General features: G+C 34.1%; 20 protein-coding genes. 3 read left to right on the forward strand and 17 right to left on the reverse strand.

What is annotated here, in order from left to right; translation table 11 throughout:
- Positions 1–86: 86 nt before the first annotated feature.
- The 10 genes from BUC25_RS11675 to BUC25_RS11720 all read right to left on the reverse strand — a co-directional run bounded on the left by BUC25_RS11675 (position 87) and on the right by BUC25_RS11720 (position 10915).
- Positions 87–290: a DUF6501 family protein gene (locus BUC25_RS11675; protein ID WP_073202049.1), complete on the reverse strand. Its 204-nt coding sequence runs from the start codon at positions 288–290 to the stop codon at positions 87–89.
- A gap of 80 nt (positions 291–370) precedes the next feature.
- Positions 371–1420 carry an AbrB family transcriptional regulator gene (locus BUC25_RS11680; RefSeq protein ID WP_073202050.1) on the reverse strand — a complete coding sequence of 350 codons (1050 nt, stop codon included), beginning with the start codon at positions 1418–1420 and terminating at the stop codon, positions 371–373.
- Positions 1421–1483: 63 nt separating this feature from the next.
- Complete coding sequence (gene msrA, locus BUC25_RS11685; RefSeq protein ID WP_073202051.1) at positions 1484–2446, reverse strand: peptide-methionine (S)-S-oxide reductase MsrA; 963 nt, start codon at positions 2444–2446, stop codon at positions 1484–1486.
- Between the two features lie 261 nt (positions 2447–2707).
- Positions 2708–3178: a VrrA/YqfQ family protein gene (gene vrrA / locus BUC25_RS11690; RefSeq protein ID WP_073202052.1), complete on the reverse strand. Its 471-nt coding sequence runs from the start codon at positions 3176–3178 to the stop codon at positions 2708–2710.
- Between the two features lie 70 nt (positions 3179–3248).
- Entirely contained in the window at positions 3249–3614 is a 366-nt protein-coding gene (locus BUC25_RS11695) for a hypothetical protein (protein WP_073202053.1), read from the reverse strand.
- Between the two features lie 83 nt (positions 3615–3697).
- Positions 3698–4447, reverse strand: coding sequence for a class I SAM-dependent methyltransferase (locus tag BUC25_RS11700; RefSeq protein ID WP_073202054.1), 750 nt, complete (start codon positions 4445–4447; stop codon positions 3698–3700).
- Positions 4448–4500: 53 nt separating this feature from the next.
- Positions 4501–4977 (reverse strand): P-loop nucleotide/nucleoside kinase family protein, encoded by a 477-nt coding sequence (locus BUC25_RS11705; RefSeq protein ID WP_073202055.1) that lies wholly within the window; start codon positions 4975–4977, stop codon positions 4501–4503.
- A 113-nt stretch (positions 4978–5090) separates the two neighbouring features.
- A complete protein-coding gene (locus BUC25_RS11710) occupies positions 5091–6095 on the reverse strand; it encodes a serine hydrolase domain-containing protein (protein WP_073202056.1) in 1005 nt (334 codons plus the stop codon).
- A 562-nt stretch (positions 6096–6657) separates the two neighbouring features.
- The gene (locus BUC25_RS11715) at positions 6658–9762 is read right to left on the reverse strand and encodes an AAA family ATPase (RefSeq protein WP_073202057.1); all 3105 of its coding nucleotides are present in this window, start codon (positions 9760–9762) and stop codon (positions 6658–6660) included.
- A 1-nt stretch (position 9763) separates the two neighbouring features.
- Positions 9764–10915 (reverse strand): exonuclease SbcCD subunit D, encoded by a 1152-nt coding sequence (locus tag BUC25_RS11720; protein ID WP_073202058.1) that lies wholly within the window; start codon positions 10913–10915, stop codon positions 9764–9766.
- 110 nt (positions 10916–11025) lie between these two features.
- On the opposite strand from BUC25_RS11720, the gene BUC25_RS11725 reads away from it, so the two are divergent.
- Complete coding sequence (locus BUC25_RS11725; protein WP_073202059.1) at positions 11026–11364, forward strand: YolD-like family protein; 339 nt, start codon at positions 11026–11028, stop codon at positions 11362–11364.
- Positions 11365–11383: 19 nt separating this feature from the next.
- On the opposite strand, the gene BUC25_RS11730 is transcribed toward BUC25_RS11725, so the two are convergent.
- The 6 genes from BUC25_RS11730 to BUC25_RS11755 form a co-directional block, all read right to left on the reverse strand.
- Positions 11384–11605 (reverse strand): YozE family protein, encoded by a 222-nt coding sequence (locus BUC25_RS11730; RefSeq protein ID WP_073202060.1) that lies wholly within the window; start codon positions 11603–11605, stop codon positions 11384–11386.
- A 21-nt stretch (positions 11606–11626) separates the two neighbouring features.
- Complete coding sequence (gene tatC / locus BUC25_RS11735) at positions 11627–12382, reverse strand: twin-arginine translocase subunit TatC (protein WP_073202181.1); 756 nt, start codon at positions 12380–12382, stop codon at positions 11627–11629.
- Between the two features lie 76 nt (positions 12383–12458).
- Positions 12459–12632, reverse strand: coding sequence for a twin-arginine translocase TatA/TatE family subunit (locus BUC25_RS11740; RefSeq protein ID WP_058307624.1), 174 nt, complete (start codon positions 12630–12632; stop codon positions 12459–12461).
- 32 nt (positions 12633–12664) lie between these two features.
- Positions 12665–12844, reverse strand: a complete 180-nt coding sequence (locus BUC25_RS11745; RefSeq protein WP_073202061.1) for a twin-arginine translocase TatA/TatE family subunit — start codon at positions 12842–12844, stop codon at positions 12665–12667.
- Positions 12845–12939: 95 nt separating this feature from the next.
- Positions 12940–13431: a dihydrofolate reductase gene (locus tag BUC25_RS11750; RefSeq protein WP_073202062.1), complete on the reverse strand. Its 492-nt coding sequence runs from the start codon at positions 13429–13431 to the stop codon at positions 12940–12942.
- A gap of 16 nt (positions 13432–13447) precedes the next feature.
- Positions 13448–14401, reverse strand: a complete 954-nt coding sequence (locus tag BUC25_RS11755; RefSeq protein WP_073202063.1) for a thymidylate synthase — start codon at positions 14399–14401, stop codon at positions 13448–13450.
- A gap of 124 nt (positions 14402–14525) precedes the next feature.
- Here BUC25_RS11755 and BUC25_RS11760 point away from each other — a divergent pair, with 124 nt between their 5' ends.
- Positions 14526–15563, forward strand: coding sequence for a C40 family peptidase (locus BUC25_RS11760; protein WP_244535173.1), 1038 nt, complete (start codon positions 14526–14528; stop codon positions 15561–15563).
- 19 nt (positions 15564–15582) lie between these two features.
- Here the strand turns inward: BUC25_RS11760 and BUC25_RS11765 are convergent, their stop codons facing one another.
- The gene (locus BUC25_RS11765) at positions 15583–16431 is read right to left on the reverse strand and encodes a DUF72 domain-containing protein (RefSeq protein WP_073202065.1); all 849 of its coding nucleotides are present in this window, start codon (positions 16429–16431) and stop codon (positions 15583–15585) included.
- A gap of 336 nt (positions 16432–16767) precedes the next feature.
- On the opposite strand from BUC25_RS11765, the gene BUC25_RS11770 reads away from it, so the two are divergent.
- Entirely contained in the window at positions 16768–16968 is a 201-nt protein-coding gene (locus BUC25_RS11770) for a cold-shock protein (protein ID WP_058307618.1), read from the forward strand.
- Positions 16969–17044: the final 76 nt, after the last annotated feature.

Consider the following 17044-nt stretch of genomic DNA (forward strand, 5'->3'; position numbering starts at 1 on the left):
CCTATGGAGAATCTTTGAAAAGTTTAGAAAGATACGAATAAGTCTATTATCTATTTATTCCCAACAATTTGCAGGTATAAACAAGATTATACATGTTGAAAATAGTCCTTTTTAAATCCAGCTATGCGATTTGTATTATCGATTACAAAATAAAACTCATCTGTTTCATTTTTTACATCATATATTTTTCCTTCTGTAAGAACAGAATTCACTTTGTATTTTTTTGCGTTTGTGTGGATACATTTTATTTTCTTAATTGTTTCGTTATTCTCCCAATTTTGATGAATCATGCCAACTTCCCTCCTCTCTTTTATCATAAACATTAATCGTTGATTATACAAGGATTTCTATAATAGTTAACATAATATTATTATTGTCTATCTATTGGAAGGATGTACATTTTCTTTAACAAAAATGGCAATAGTAAAATAATAAAAAGCATTCGCACTAACTGAAGTGAACCAACAATAGCAGGATCTGCATTAACTTCCCCGGCAGTAATTGCCATTTCCACTAAACCTCCAGGTGCTAAGCTTAACATAGCTGTAGCAAAGCTTAATTCGGAAAATAGCGCAAATATATATCCTAATCCGGTAGATATTGAAATAATAAAACAAGTAAATAAGAAGAAAATCCAGGAAAAATTACCCGCTTTTTTTAAGTCTGCCATTCTGATAGACAATCCCAGATGTATTCCGATAGATAACTGAGCAAAATGATACAAACTTATTGGTACATCACTTATTGGCAGTGATAATAGTTTGATTACGGCAATAATCATCATCGGTATCAAAACATATGAAGCAGGAATTTTAAAACGCAATAAAAAGGCTAAACCAAAAAGTAATACATATATTACAAATGTCCACCCACTGAACTCTGAAGGTGTTTCATTTGGTAAAGCTAGCTCTGCATGATTATCAGTAAAGAAGAAGGAAGCTAGTAAGGGTACGATAAATAAGACAGCCATTAAGCGGATTGTATGAAATATAGCAACTAAACCTGTATTAGCTTTCATCGAATCACTCATAGCAACCATCACCGATAAACCACCGGGAACACTGCCTAAAATGCCAGTCGTTTTTTCTATATTCGCATATTTAGCTAAGAGTGTTCCACTTTGAATGCAAATGACTATTAATAATATGGTAATTATTAAAAATGGAATAAAATAAGGAATTACTCCTTTTAATGTGGTAGACGTAAAAGTAGAACCAATTTGAGCACCCGTTAGTAGAAAACTTACATTTAAGATGGTTTTATTTTGTTCCAAGTGAAATTTGGTCAGAAAATTTAATAAGAATACAGCAACTAATGGCCCTAATATCCACGGCAACGGAATATGTAATACGATAAACAAACCAGTTGTAATCAATGAAACGGCATACATTAATAACAGATAGTATATATTTTTGATCATTTGTCGCACACCCTTTAAACGGATCACTCTATAATAGAGAAAACTCCCCGCTTGGACGGGAAGTTATTCAAATAATGATAAATAGTGGTCAAGCCCTTCCTCTGTTAATTTATCTTTTGAGATAAATCGGAGAGCAGCTGAATTAATGCAATAACGCATTCCACCTTTATCGACTGGACCATCGTCAAAGACATGACCTAAATGAGAATCTGAATCTTCACTTCTTACTTCAATTCGACGCATACCATGTGAAGTATCCATATTCTCTTCAATCGCATTCCGATTTAATGGTTTGGTAAAGCTTGGCCAACCACATCCAGCATCATATTGATCCTTAGTTGTAAAAAGAGGTTCACCACTAATAATATCTACATAGACACCTTCTTTTTGGTTATTCCAATACTCGTTGTCAAAAGGTCTTTCCGTTCCATTTTCTTGTGTAACATGGTATTGGATGGGGGTTAACTTTTCTTTTAAATCTTCTTTTGTGAAGGATTTACTCCAATTTTTTTTAATAAAATCCGCTCGTCCTGAACCTTTTTTATACATCTGATAATGAAAGCGTTGCTTTTTATAATAATCTTGATGTTTCTCTTCTGCTTCATAAAACGTTTTAGCTGGTAAAATATCAGTTACAATTGGTTTATTAAATTTTCCACTTTCTTCTAATTGTTGCTTCGATGTTTCTGCCAAATGTTTTTGTTGCTCCGTTGTATAATAGATTGCGGTTTTGTAGGACTCACCACGGTCATGAAATTGACCACCTGGATCTGTAGGGTCAATTTGTTGCCAGAAGAGGTCTAATAATTTTTTATATGGAAAAACATTAGGATTATAAGTGATTTCTACGGCCTCGCGATGGCCGGTTGTATTGGTGCAAACTTCTTCATATGTTGGATTAGGCTTGTCTCCTCCTGTATAACCTGAAACAACTTGTTCAATACCTGGTTGTTGATCAAATGGTTCCACCATACACCAGAAACAGCCACCTGCGAATATTGCAGTTTCTAAAGATTGCTTTGTCATAGAAAAAGCCTCCTATTTATCTATTTACTTTTATTGTGCTCTTCACAGTAAAAAAATGCAAGTGCTCTGTTTTTAGTATTACATTTGAAAAGTATAAAATTTTAGCTGGTGTCTAGTTCCGAGCCTTCACGAATCAATCTACGATAAAGAAGACTTGACAATTGGTGAAAGGAATCATCGGCTCGAAAGCTCACCGTGATTCCTTTATTTCTGCTTTAGTCGCTACGTTTCTAAGTGGGGGCTCTGCGCTATTCTAGGTTATTATATGAAAAGTTTTGGTTGTGACCCTTTTGTTTCTATCTTTTGAGGAGTGGAGTTCGTTTGTGTTTGTTTTTCAGATGATGTTTCAGCTTTTTCTTCTGTATTCATTGATGCTTCCTCTTCTGCGTCATCTTCATTATTTATATCATTTAAAGCTTTCATCATATTAATTAATTTTGGGGCATTTTTAATCATTGGACCATATTCTTTTATTAACGGTGTAGCTTGTTGTGCAACTTTTAAAACTTGCTGCACATTATTCAACGTACCCATTAAATTTGAGCCTCCACCAGCAGTTGAAGCTACGTTAGCAGCTTGTGAAGGAAAAATTCTCTGAAGCATTCCTTGTAGTCCTGTTGGATTTGTCATTTGGCTTGGTAGAGCTGATCGTTGCGGGAACCCATTAAGGAATGACTGTGGTGGCATTTGTTGCTGGGAAAAAAACGGTGGTTGATTAGGTGGTCGAAACATGACTCATTCTCCTTTCCGTATACATGTTGCTATAGTCTATGTAGGAAGACCATTATGTGTATAGGCATCGTCATTTAGGCTGATATTTACTGCCGACAACCGTTTTTTTATCTAAACCAACAAAAATTACAAGGTTTCCAGTAGTATCTGTCTCCGTATGGTTAAAAGTAACAGAATAAACCTTGTCTTTATTATAAGTTTTTGAAATAGATTTTTTTATTTCGTTATTCACGGGTATATTTTTTACGATGGAATCCTTTGGGCTTGCTGGTATTAAATCACTTTCTTCATCAGACAGACTATTGAAGGCGATCATCTCAATTGGCAGTTGGTTTTCAGTCTTGGAAATCGAAGAAAAAGAAACTATTCCAATTAAAATAAATATAGAACATACCCCTATGGTCACAACTAAAAGAACCTTAATTAATTTATTCATAAAGTTTTCCTCCCTAATGATCAGCCGTTTCTAGACTTATAGTAAAATAAGTCTTTATCCTCTAATTAATATATTTATTTAATTCACTTCTTGGCAATAATGAGGAACCTCTTAGAATTTGTTCGTATCCCTTTTGCATGTTGATTGTTTTTAATAAATTCATTTAATATTTTATAGTCTTTCCTATCTTCCCCAAAACCAGGAATAATTGGTGTGTTAGTCAGTAAAAAGAGTAGGTCTTCTGGTCGTTGAAAATATTCAATGGCATCATACTCAACAGATTGAACCTCAGAAAAGCCTGCTTCTTTAAGTTCACGAATATATCTTCCTTTTGATGTTCCGTCCGTTTTATCATAAGCTTGCCCGCGACCGAAGGTGTTTTTTATATTTAATTTATCTGCTTCACTTACTTGTTGTGTCAGAAACCATCCACCACTTTTTAATACCTTAAATAATTCTGTAGAAGAAAATGGTGCATGGCGACTTGAAACGACATCAAAAAAGCCAGAGGGAAATTGCAAATAGTCAGATGACATATGAAAAAATTTCACATTCGAAACATCAGCATTTTTAAGGTTGGTTGCTGCAGTTTCTAACATTCCTTTTGATAAATCTATTCCAATTGAGAACAATAATGAAGATGAAATTCGTATTAAATTTTCTCCTCCACCAGTACCTATATCTAATAGTACATCCGTTTGTTTACTTCTTTTCTGAACTTCATCATAAAAGTCCCACGTAACACCTTCAGTGAAAGACTTTACATTGCTAAAATCCCAACCATTAACTTTTCCGATCTTATTGTAGAAACTTTCATAATTAAATTCATTCATAACGTAACCGCCTTTAAACTTCAAAATATAAAACAACATGCACTAGTTTTGTATTAGTCAAGCTCGTCTGCTGAAGGTGGTTCGAAGATTTTTATCCATTCCTCTAGTTTTGCTTTAGGAATAATAAAAGTCGCTTCAGGTTTCTGAGCATTTCTAGATCTTAAACGTTCAAATAATTCATCCTTTGAAATATCGTTATAATGGATTTTTAATGTAACTCCTAATGTATTAGCACGAAAACGAAATTCCTCCCGCTCCTTTTTAGTCCAAAATCCAAAATCTAAGATAACATCAACACCAAGAATTAACATTCTAGCTGCAATATCCCACATTAGAGATTCCACCGCATCATGTCTTTTGTTGTGGATAGCCTCATCCACTTCTGTCATGTTATATCCGAAATCATGACCTAATCGCGTATGCCATTCATCAGGAGTAAGTCGTAAAGCTGAATATTTATTTTCGAGTTTCTGAGCATCGGTAGTCTTGCCGCTGCAAGGGAGCCCGACCATTAGGTGGAGAGTTGTCATGTTATACCAAACCCTATTCTTATTTAAACTATTGAGTGCTAATTAGAACAATCATGTGTTGAACCAACAATTTTTTTTACGATATATATACCTATAATATCCTGGTAATACCTTTATTTAAAAATATCAACTACTAGATTACTGAATTCTCTTAAGTAATGAAGATAATTGTCACCTCCATAGTTATACATTTTATTGTACATTTTTGATACGACAAGGTTATACTCAGGAATTACTAACAATGTTGGTCCTGTAATTCCCAGTATTTGATATGAACCTTTAGGAACTCTTTCACCAATTTCGCTTTTTAACGATGGCTTGTCTTGTACATACCAAAAAAATCCATTTTTCGGTAATTGATTATCTTTATAATTTGGACTATGAAGTGTAGTCGCCATTTGTATAACTTCTTTTGGAACAAGTTGTTTTCCATTCACAAATCCATTATTTAAATGAAGGTTGCCCCATAACGCAAACTCACGAGTTGAGGTATGTAGGTTGGGTTCAGTTCCATCAATAGATTTACCCAGTTTAAAATTTGCTTTGACCTCAGGATTTTCTATTACTGGCACTAAATTTTCATTAGGTTTTATGTGCCAAAAGGTTTCTTTAAATCCAAGTTGTGAAAATATCCTATCTTTTAATAATAAAGGATAGCTTTTACCATACAGTTCGTTTATAAGCTGAGACATCATTAAAACATTAATTCCTCTATTAACCCAACTCTCTCCAGGATTAAATTCACGGTAAATCGTTCCGTCTTCTTTCTGATTTAATCCGTGTGAATGCGTAACTAAATGCCTTATTGTTGTACCAGCAAATATTTTCTTATAGGGAGTTTCTAAATAGTCTATTGCTAGATCATCAATATCCCTAATTTTACCTTCATATAAGGCATAAGATATCGCTAGACCTAAGTAACTTTTTCGAGCAGAAGCTATATTAAATTGTGAAATTGGAGTAATTGGTAGTGAATCCAGTGAGTTAGAGTGATAACCGCTATAGTGTTCTAATATAATATTGTTATCTTTAATTATAACTAAAGACGAAGCACTGCTATTATTGCGTTCTTTTATATCCTCAACGTATGAAATTAATTTTAGAAATTTGTTTTGCACGCTCTCTACATCCTTTACCTAATATTAAGATGAATCAGTTCACTTAATGAAGTTACAATGTTCATATGGGCAAAGGAATTACCTCTTTTATTTCGTCTTCGGTGACTATAATTCGTTTCTTTATTAATTCTCTTAAATTCATTCCTCTCGAACATGTAGATCTTCATCAATTTTCTTCTGTTACCTTGTCCTCAATTTAACTACTTTAAATAACCTTTTTCATTGAACATTATTTCCTTAACTTATTTTACCATAAAAACACCATGTGCCCTTAAATACTCTTATGATTTGTGAGGGCTTTAATGCAAATCTAATTATAATTTAAAAGAATTTTACATAAAAAGAGTAGTTCTATTTAAGAGTGCAAACTATGCAGTTGCTCTCAAAAATTGAACTACTCATGGTGTTAATTTATCTTTTTTATCTGTAAGATCAACAGTTATAGCTATGTTTATTAATTAAAATAAAGATCAACAGGCTTGGTTAATAATATTTCCTGGGCAAGCGCATGATTTGACAGTATTGAAAAGATTCATGTTGGATTTTGTTAGCTTTTGACTGTCTAACCAATTTTAAAGGATGCAGTAGATCCATTTGGAGAGGTTTCTACTACTAATTTGGCTTTTATTTCCTCTTTTAATTGCGCTACATGGGAAATAACACCGATAATCCGGTTGTCTTGTTGTAAATCTTTTAAACATTTGATTGCTTGCTCAAGGGAGATCTCATCAAGAGTTCCAAACCCTTCATCAATAAATAGAGTATCTAACTGTACACCACCAGCATGTGCTTGGACAATATCCGCCATTCCAAGTGCAAGACTGAGGGCCGCTTTAAAGCCTTCTCCTCCCGATAATGTTTTAACAGATCTCCTTTTGCCTGTGTAATGATCAAGAACCTCTAAGTCAAGCCCGCTTTGAGCTCCGCGTTTGGCGATCTCATCACTGCGAATGAGTTGATAGCGATGATCGCTCATTTGAGCGAGGCGGATATTTGCCTGTAGTAGAATTTCATCTAAGAAAGTAGATAAAACGAATCTTTCAAATGAAAGTCTTGCTGTATTGTCGCCTTTGGCAAGGTCTGCTAATTCGCCAACATGGTAATAGTCATCATTAATTTCCTGCATCTGTTGTTCTATTGTCTTTAGTCGTTTGATCGAGTTCATTAATTGGTCTAGATGAATCGAGTTTGTCTGTTGTTGTTTGGTTATCTCTTCTTTTTCTTTCGTTTTCGTTCGGATAGCTTCTTCCACGATCGTTAAGTTTGGTTTAGTAGCATCCTTAATTTCATTTTTTAATCTTTTTAAACGATCTTCCACTAAATGTTTCTGTTCGTAAAAGTAATTAATCTCGTTTTCTATTTTTTTCTGTTGTTCATTCACCAACACGGCTTGTTGATACGATTCAAGCGATGAGAATTGATATTGATCCAGAACTTCTTTAAATTTATCTTCTTGTTCCTTAAACTTTTGCTGAGCTTGAATCATGTAATGTTTTGCTTCATCACTCTTGGTTGTTGTTGTATTTTTTTGTTCTAATGCCTTCTCATAATAATCTTGTACGTCTCTCCAATATTGAATTGCAGCTTGGACCTCTTTTTCTAATCGAGCTACTTTGCCTTGAAAGGCTTGAACAGATTCAAAATCATTCGGTAATTGTGCTTTTAGTTGTGTATAGGTAGCATCAAGCTGATGATATTCTTGTGAAAACTGTTGATAGTTTGCTTGTAATTTTTTCTGTTCCACTTTCAAAGGTTCAAGTTTTGTAAGCATCTCCTCAGTTTGTTTTAATTTCCTTTGTAGTTTTTCTAACTCACTCATTTGAGTCTGCTTTAATTGTTTCTTCGAATATACTTCACTTGTTAAGGATACTGCTAAGTTACTTAAGGCATCTTCGGATAACTGTTCTTTCTCAAGTTTGATCGTTTTCAATAAGCGAGAGACTAGCTGATTCTTTCCCTCTCCCTGTTCCTTAATCTGTAATACTTTCATTTCCATTTCTTTCGTTTCTTCTTGCAACGAAGCTAATTTTCTTGTTTCTTTTTCTATTCTCTCATCGGAAGTAGCTTGTTTGGGAAAGTTAGCAAGATTAGGATGCTGTTCTGAACCACAAACAGGACAAGCGTCTCCTTCTTGTATTTGTTGTGCAAGATGACTAGCTAAATGGTTTTTACGTTCTTGTTCTAATGTTTCACAAAGTTCCTTTTGATGAGTAGTTTCTTTATTTAATTTATCGACTACTTTGTTATATTGCTGGTAGTCTTTTCTTAGGACTAATAAATAATGAAATTCTGCTAGTAATTCTTTTACATTATCTAACTTGTTTTCTAACTGGTCTAAGTCATAAATTGCTTTTTGAACCACTTCGTTCTTTTGATGTATTTGATCCCGAATTTGATAACTTTCTTCTTTCGCTTTTTCTAATTCAGTGACTTTTTGCTCTAAGGTTGACAGGTTTGTTTCTGTTTGTTGGATATTTTCTTTTGCATTTTTTAATTGATTTGTGGTGGTTTGGAAGTTGTCCAATTTCGATAATAACTGTTTTTGTTCCTTTAGATCGAATTGTTGTTGCTCTCGTTTTTTTTCATTTTGCTTTTCTTCTGTATATTGTAGTTTTGCTTTTTCAAACATTTCTTGCTGGTTTTGTTTTTCCGATTCTAATTTTCTATAGTTCGTTTGTAGTTCATACCATTCTCGTTTTCTAGTATTCAATAAATCTTCTACTGGTTTTATTTTATCAGCTGTTTTGGCTAGTTCTAACCGTCTGTGAAGTTGGTTTATTTTTTGTTCGCCTGTTTCGAATTCCTTCTCTTTCTCGATTTGTTGTGCATACTCATTAAAATAATCAACGAGCTGTTTCTGGTAATAATATTTTTCTTGTAAGGAGCTTAATTGATTTGCGACATTGTTAAAATCGGCTTTTAAGTTTTCTCTTTGTTCAGAAAGCTCTGTTAGTTGATTTTCTAATTGAACATTAACTTCTTGTTCTGATTCTTCATCAACATATCCTTCAGGTAGCTTATCTTTTTCCTGATTGTATTGCCATTCTAATTTTTCCATTTGTTCTTTTAATGCTTTAGCTTTATCCTTTAATTTATCTGTCATATCTTTATAGAAATAAGTTCGAAATATTTTCTGTAACACTTCTTCTCGTTCCTTACTGTTTTCAGAGATAAGCCTTCTGAATTCACCTTGTGGAATCATGATCATTTTCTTGAATTGTTCATAATCAAGACCAATCATCTCTTCTATTGTTTCATTTACTTCTTTTATTTTTGAAACAAGTAATTCCCATTGATTATTTTCATTTTCGCGATATAGGCTAGCACTAGCTACTTCTTCCGTATACCCCTCTCCCCTTGCTTTCGGTTTTTGTTGTTTTGGGCTTCTTGTTATACGGTATTTTTTTTGGTGCAATTCAAAGGTGAAAGTAACCGTTGTAAGTTCAGACAGAGGGGCAAAATGACTGCGAAATGCGTCTTGATCACGTTCAGTTCCGCTAGCTTTTCCATACAAACTAAAACAAATAGCATCAAAAATCGTTGTTTTACCGGCACCTGTTGGTCCTGTTACTAAAAAGATCGGTTCATCGCCAAGTTGTGTAAAGTCGATTTGCTGTTTGTTTTTATAAGGTCCAAATGCCGTTAACTCTAGTTCTAATGCGCGCATGTTATTTCCCCCTTTCGTCGACAATTACGTCTTGGATGACTTCTTTAAGATATTTTGCACGTTTTTCTGTTAACTCAGTTCCTTTAATTTCCTGATAAAAGGCCGCAAATAACTGTTCGTGGGTCATTTCTTGCTTTTCTCTAATAGATTCAATTTCTTTTAATGATTGATGGACCAGTTGGTGTTTTCTTTCTAACCGTAAGACATTCGGAAAATGTTTTCTAAGTTTTGAAACGGGGTCTATAATCTGTCCGTCGTCCAATAGTTGTATTTGTAAATAGTCTTCCGTTGGTTCGATAACTTTTCCTTCTAATAAATCATTAAAATAGCCTTCCGCTATTCGTAAATCTCGTGGAGATGTTAACGGTATTGTTCTCAGTTGTTTTTCATCTTTATCGAGTTGAATAATGGTGATGGATTTGTTATGATGTGCTTCTGAGAACGAATATTTCATAATAGAGCCGCTATAGCGGATAAAGTCATTTGTTATGCGTTGGGCTTGATGAAGGTGTCCGAGTGCTACATAATCGAAACAACGAAATAAGTCTGCCTCGATATATGGTGATCCACCAATCATCGTTAACCTTTCTTCTGATTCGGATTCCATTCCGCCAGCAATAAAAGCATGTCCAATTAAAATATGCTTCTCATCTTCTGACATGTCTTTTTTTATTTCTTCAATAATACGTTTCATCGCATCGTGATGCGTGGTAATGGAATCATCTTCAAAATAGTTTTTCACTTGTTCTGGTTCTAAGTAAGGTACTAAGTGAAAATAATAATCTGTGTCCTGATCGGTAAATTGGATTGGATCAAATATTTCTTTGATCGATGTCGCTAAATATAATTGTTGAGATCGAAATAAACTAGTACCAAAACCTAATCGGTCTGGACTATCATGATTTCCCGCGATAGCTAGAATCGGGATTTCTAATTCTACAGATACTTTCGTAAAAAAACGATTTAATATTTCTACTGCTTCCCGAGGTGGAACCGCTCGATCATATAAATCACCGGCAATAATAATTACGTTAGGCCTTTCTTGTTGAATGATATCTATCAATTGTTGTAAAACAAGATCCTGTTCTTCTGTCATATGCAAGCCATGGACAATCTTTCCTAAATGCCAATCAGCTGTATGTAAAATCTTCATGAAGCATTCACCATCCCTTCCATAATTTTAAATATATTATACACGAACAAGTATCGAAGTCTATTGAAATAGAACGTATGTTTGTGTATACTGTTGATGAGGTGATAAGTGTGGTACACGACCGAGGAAAAATTAAATGGGCATCTTTGATGTTACCAGAACACGTCACAATGTTACAGGAGTTATTTGAAGAAGAACGACCAGTTGAAAAACCTATATTAAGTGAAGATTATTTGTTGGAAATGGAATATTCGTTACAAAAGGCAATACGCGTTAAACAAAAAATTAAAATAGAGTATCATTCGGCTGGTAAACTGAAGGCATTCTTTGGAAAAATAGATAAAATAAAAAATAACCAAACTTCAGTTATCCGTCTTTATAATGAGCAGGAGCATAGAGTAATACAGCTTAAAGACGTCGTTGCTGTTGAGATACTAAATGATCAGTAAAAGCCATGAGTTGGATCACTCATGGCCTTACTTCTTCGATATAAAGCTCCCATAGCTGATCAAACGTTACAATTGCTTCAGGAAATGGCGTATGCCACTCCATATAATCGCTAATTTCATCATAATCCTTCGCATGTTTTGGAAAGCTGTGATCATAAAACATCCAATCTGCCAGCTTTTTTGGGTCATCTAATTGTTTATTCCCTCTATATTGCATCATAAAATGATAAAAAGACTTCATTGTGTGCAAACATTCCTTTTTTTATTGGTTTTCCATAAATTCTTGATGCTTCTCTTCTTTTTTGCGATAGACGATTCGTGAAAGTACGATACTAATTTCATATAGAACGATTAAGGGAATCGCTACAACAATTTGCAAAATAAAATCTGGCGGCGAAATCATGGTCCCGATAATAATTAAAATAAAATAGCCATATTTTCTAGTTTTACTTAAAAAATGCGGTGTTACTATCCCAAGGCTGGTTAAAAACATCGTGATCACAGGCACTTCAAAAAAAATCGCAAACGGTAATGTAACGCGGAAGATAAAACGGAAATAATTTTCTACCGTAAACATCGTATCGAACATGCCATCATTTAAAGATAAGACAAAAGGTAAAATAAGCTGAATAAAAATATAATAACCAAATGCTAAACCAGATAGAAAAAGCACGAAAACGATTGGGATATATCCCAATGACACCCGTTGTTCTCTCTTGGTCAGCCCCGGCTTAACAAAAAGCCATAATTGGATGCATAAAAATGGAAGTGTTGCCGCAAACGCAACAACAAATGCAATCATAAAGATAATCCAGATGATTTCTTCAGGAGAAATTAGATTTAAAGTTATATCAATGTCATCCAAGAAGAAATTCCTAATATCCTCTACAAAATAAAGACCACCCACAAAGAAAAGGACAAATACAAACGCGGTCCATAATAATCGATTTCTAAGTTCAGCGAAATGGTCTACATACCCCATCTCTTTTTCATTTGGCATTGACTTGTCTTGCTCCATAATTAACGTCCCTTCATTAAAAACACTTGCATTCATGAAAAAGATGTAAAAGAAGTCCTTTTACACCTTTTTCAAATTATTTGCTTGATTTATCCTTGTCGTCATTCATAAGGTCGTTCGTTGCTTTCTTGAATTCACGTAATGAACTACCAACAGCTTTGCCAATCTCAGGTAATTTAGATGGCCCAAAGATAACTAAAGCAATGATTAATATTAACATTAAACCAGGAAAGCCAATATTAGATAACATAACTTTCACCTCGATTATTATTCATAAAGTTATTATGATTTATTTTCTTTTGGTTCAGTATCATCTTCTGTGATATCTTTTGCTGATTTTTTAAACTCGCGTAATGTCTCACCTGTTGCTTTGCCGATTTCAGGTAATTTCTTCGGCCCAAAGATAACTAAAGCAATCACTAATATTAAAATTAAACCAGGAATTCCAATTTGAGATAACATATATATTGCGCCCCTTTTAATAAAAAGTCAAAACATAATTACTCTCATCTTATCATGATTTAACATGCTTGTCTTTACAAACGATGAAATTAGTATCATTTTTTACGGTCATATTGGATAAAATAATAATCATACTTATTTTTGTCGTCCTTTTCCCCTTTTTCCTTAGATGTCACCGTCCAGTTGGATTCATCAAAGTCAGGAAAAAAAGTGTCTCCTTCGAACGCTTCATCAATATAGGTCATATAAATGCGATCAGCAAAGTCAATCACTTGCTTAAATATTACTTCCCCACCAATCACAAACCATTCTTTCTCAGGGTTTTCACTGTCCCATTCTTTTATCTTTTCAATCGAGTGAATTACCTTGCAATTTCCATGTTGAAAATCTGTATTTGAAGTTAATACAATGTTATCTCGTTTTGGCAAAGGACCGTTCATCGATTCAAATGTTTTACGACCCATAATAATGGAATTACCTAATGTAAGATCCTTAAAAAATTTTAAGTCTTTTGGTAAATGCCATGGTAATGTATTATCTTTTCCGATGACTCGATTTCTATCCATTGCAAAAAGTAACGAAATCATTCAACTTCTCCTCCTTTTACACTGCTACTGGCGCTTTAATGCTTGGATGTGGATCATAATTTTTTAGATCAATATCCTCGATTTCTACATCAAAAACAGACACACCATCTTTAATAGAAAGTGTAGGTAATGCTTTAGGTTCACGCTCTAGTTGTGTTTGTACTTGTTCTAAGTGGTTCGTGTAAATATGTGCATCACCGAATGTATGGATAAATTCCCCTGGTTCTAAACCACATTCTTTTGCAATAAGATAAGTTAACAATGCATAGCTGGCTATATTAAATGGTACACCTAAAAAGATATCTCCGCTTCGTTGATACAATTGGCAGCTTAATTTACCATCCGCTACGTAAAATTGAAACATCGTATGACATGGCGGTAATGCCATTGTTGGTATATCTTCGGGATTCCAGGCTGAAACAATGTGTCTTCTTGAATAAGGATTATGTTTTATGGAATCAATAACCTCTTTTAATTGATCGATTGTTTCGCCTTGAGTTGTTTTCCATGCCCTCCATTGTGAACCATACACAGAGCCAAGGTCACCAAATTTTTCGGCGAAATCATCATCTTCAAGAATATTCTTTTTAAAGATTGCCATTTGCTTATCATAATCTTTTTTAAATGTTGGATCCTTTGTGGAACGATGACCAAAATCGGTCATATCTGGACCATTATAGTCCTCACTTTCCACCCACTTTTTAAAGGCCCATTCATTCCAAATATTATTATTATGACGCAATAAATAACGGATGTTGGTATCTCCTTTGATAAACCATAATAATTCACTGACAATTAATCGAAATGGAACTTTCTTAGTTGTTAACAAAGGAAAGCCTTCCGCTAAATTAAAGCGCATTTGATGACCAAATATAGATAATGTACCAGTGTTCGTTCGATCATCTTTTTTTGTGCCTTCTGCCAAGACTTTTTCACATAAATCCAAATAAGCTTTCTCACTCATTGACATTCTATTCTTCCTTCCTAGTGCATAATTATTACAAATTCGTAACAATACTAACAAAAAATCATATTTTTATCATTTTAACATAAATTTTTTGTAAGTAATACTATTCGCAAGGGGTGGTTTTATGATGTTACAAGATCAAATATCACGAGTAGTAAAACACTCCGTCGCTTACAGCTTTGCATTTAGTCAACCTTTTTCTTTTTATGTCGACGCATATCCCATGATGCAAAATGAAATACTGGAACAGTCGAACATGCTCAAATACGGCATGCAGCATGAATCAATTCGGATGCTACAACATAAATTACAAAAGCTATCCTACTACGATTCATCGATTGATGGAGAGTTTGGTATCCTGACGGAATACGCCTTAAAGAAATTTCAAGAAGATCAAGTACTCGATCAAAATGGAAAGGCGGATCAGCAAACAGTCAAATCGATTATTGACAAGGAAGAAAAATACTACCTTCAACAGTTAAATGATGAATTAGAGTTTTCAATCGGTGACACAGGTGATGAGGTCAAGGAATTACAAGAAGCATTACACTATTTTGGCTATTACCGTGCAAATATCGATGGTATATTTGGAGAAAAATCGGATCAGGCATTACGTGCTTACAAGCAAGATAAAGGCTTAGAGATCCATCACATTGAAGCAGAAATCAAAGAAGAAAAAACAGTTGAACCACAAATTGCTTCTGTTGAAGTAGTAAAGCAGGAGGAAAATACATCAGAGTCACCTGATAAAGAAGAGCAAAAAACCACAGCTGAATCAGTGCAAAAAACAACTAATACTGAAAATCTTGGTGGATTGCTGACAAATGCAAAGGCAGTTATAGGAACTCCTTATCGTTGGGGAGGAACTACAACTGCAGGGTTTGATTGTAGTGGCTATTTACAATATGTCTTTCAACAGATTGGTGTAGCACTACCTCGTACCGTTAGTGACATATGGAATGCTACTAAAAAAGTAAACCAGCCTTCTGTGGGAGATCTTGTCTTTTTTGAAACATATAAACCAGGGCCATCTCATGCCGGCATCTATTTAGGGAACGGACAATTTATTCATGCGGGAGAGTCAAATGGTGTCGAAATTACAAGTGTAGATAACAGTTATTGGTCTGAAAGATACTTAGGAGCAAAGCGCGTAACTTTTCAATAAGTGAAAATGTTAGATGACATTAAAAATCAAATAAATCAATCTGCTTTGGATTTAAACCTTTATAATCTATATCCAATAATTCTAATAATTGTTTAGCATTGTCAGCAGCATCCCCTCCTGAATTATTATTGAACAGTACTGTGACTGATTTTGCTTTCTTGGTTAATGTTTGAATACGATGCGCCCATTCCTGTAATTCATTTTGATTATAGCAATATAAAAATCGAACTTCTCGCCAGTTTTCCTGTCCATGGTTATTCCAGCCATGGACATTTCTACCGTGGAAACGAATTAATACATGATCATTTGTACTATCTTCTACTATAGGGACAGATCCTTCTCCCGCTTGTGGTTCGTCACATATTACATGTGTAACGCCTAATTCTTTTAGTAAAGAAAGGGTTTCATTTTGATATCCCTCAAACCAGGTACGATTACGGAATTCTATAGCGACTGGTATATCCCCCATCCAATGCTTAATTTTTTTAATTTTTTGAAGATTTCGTTGTTTCACAGAGAACCAAGGTGGAAACTGAAATAATACTGTATTTAACTTATTCGCACGAATCACAGGTGTAATGGATTCGATAAAGTCATCTACTATTTGTTTAGCTTCTCTATTTGTTAGGGACTTGCGGTCATGTCCAGTAAGGGTTTGAAACGCTTTAATCACAAACGAAAAATTTTCGGGTGTTTCATTTACCCATTTTTGGTAATTTTCCTTCGACTGTATAGCATAAAACGAACTATCAATTTCAACTACTGGAAATTGGGAACTATATGTATATAGCTTATTTTGTCTATCTTTAGCATTTTGATATAAGGAAGCATGATCTCCCCACCCGGTTAAGCCTACTAAAATCGACAATTTCGACACCTCATTTGTGATTTCTATAGTGAACTATTAGAGCATACTTGGATAAATTACTGCTAATAAGATACCATTTTTTTTATGATATGAAAAGGATTGTTCCCTTAACAATAAAGGGCTTTTTACATACAAGAAATCTTGACGATATTGGTAAAATAAGCTATATTGGTTACAAGCAAAGAAGATGTTTTGGTTTCATTATTATCAGGTAGCTTCTCTGGAAGTCTATGGAATGATGATCCTTAACTTCTGTAGTTGCTACCTTTTTCATTAGTCATCATCTTTTTTGTATTACCACGTTTTTGCGTGAAAGGTTTTAGGAGGAAAGATAACATGGAAAACGGTGTAGTAAAATGGTTTAACGCAGAGAAAGGCTATGGTTTCATTCAATTGGAAGAAGGAAATGATGTGTTTGTACATTATTCTGCTATCCAACAGGAAGGTTTCAAAACGTTAGAGGAAGGTCAAGAAGTAACGTTTGAAATCGTTGAAGGCGAAAGAGGTCCACAAGCTGCAAATGTAGAGAAAAAATAAATATAAAGACCAAGGCGATGATCTATTCATCGCCTTTTATAATGCTTTGGAAATTTTTTTAAAATTTATATAAATG

This window comes from Gracilibacillus kekensis, from assembly GCF_900143085.1.
In the GTDB taxonomy this organism is placed as follows: domain Bacteria; phylum Bacillota; class Bacilli; order Bacillales; family Amphibacillaceae; genus Gracilibacillus; species Gracilibacillus kekensis.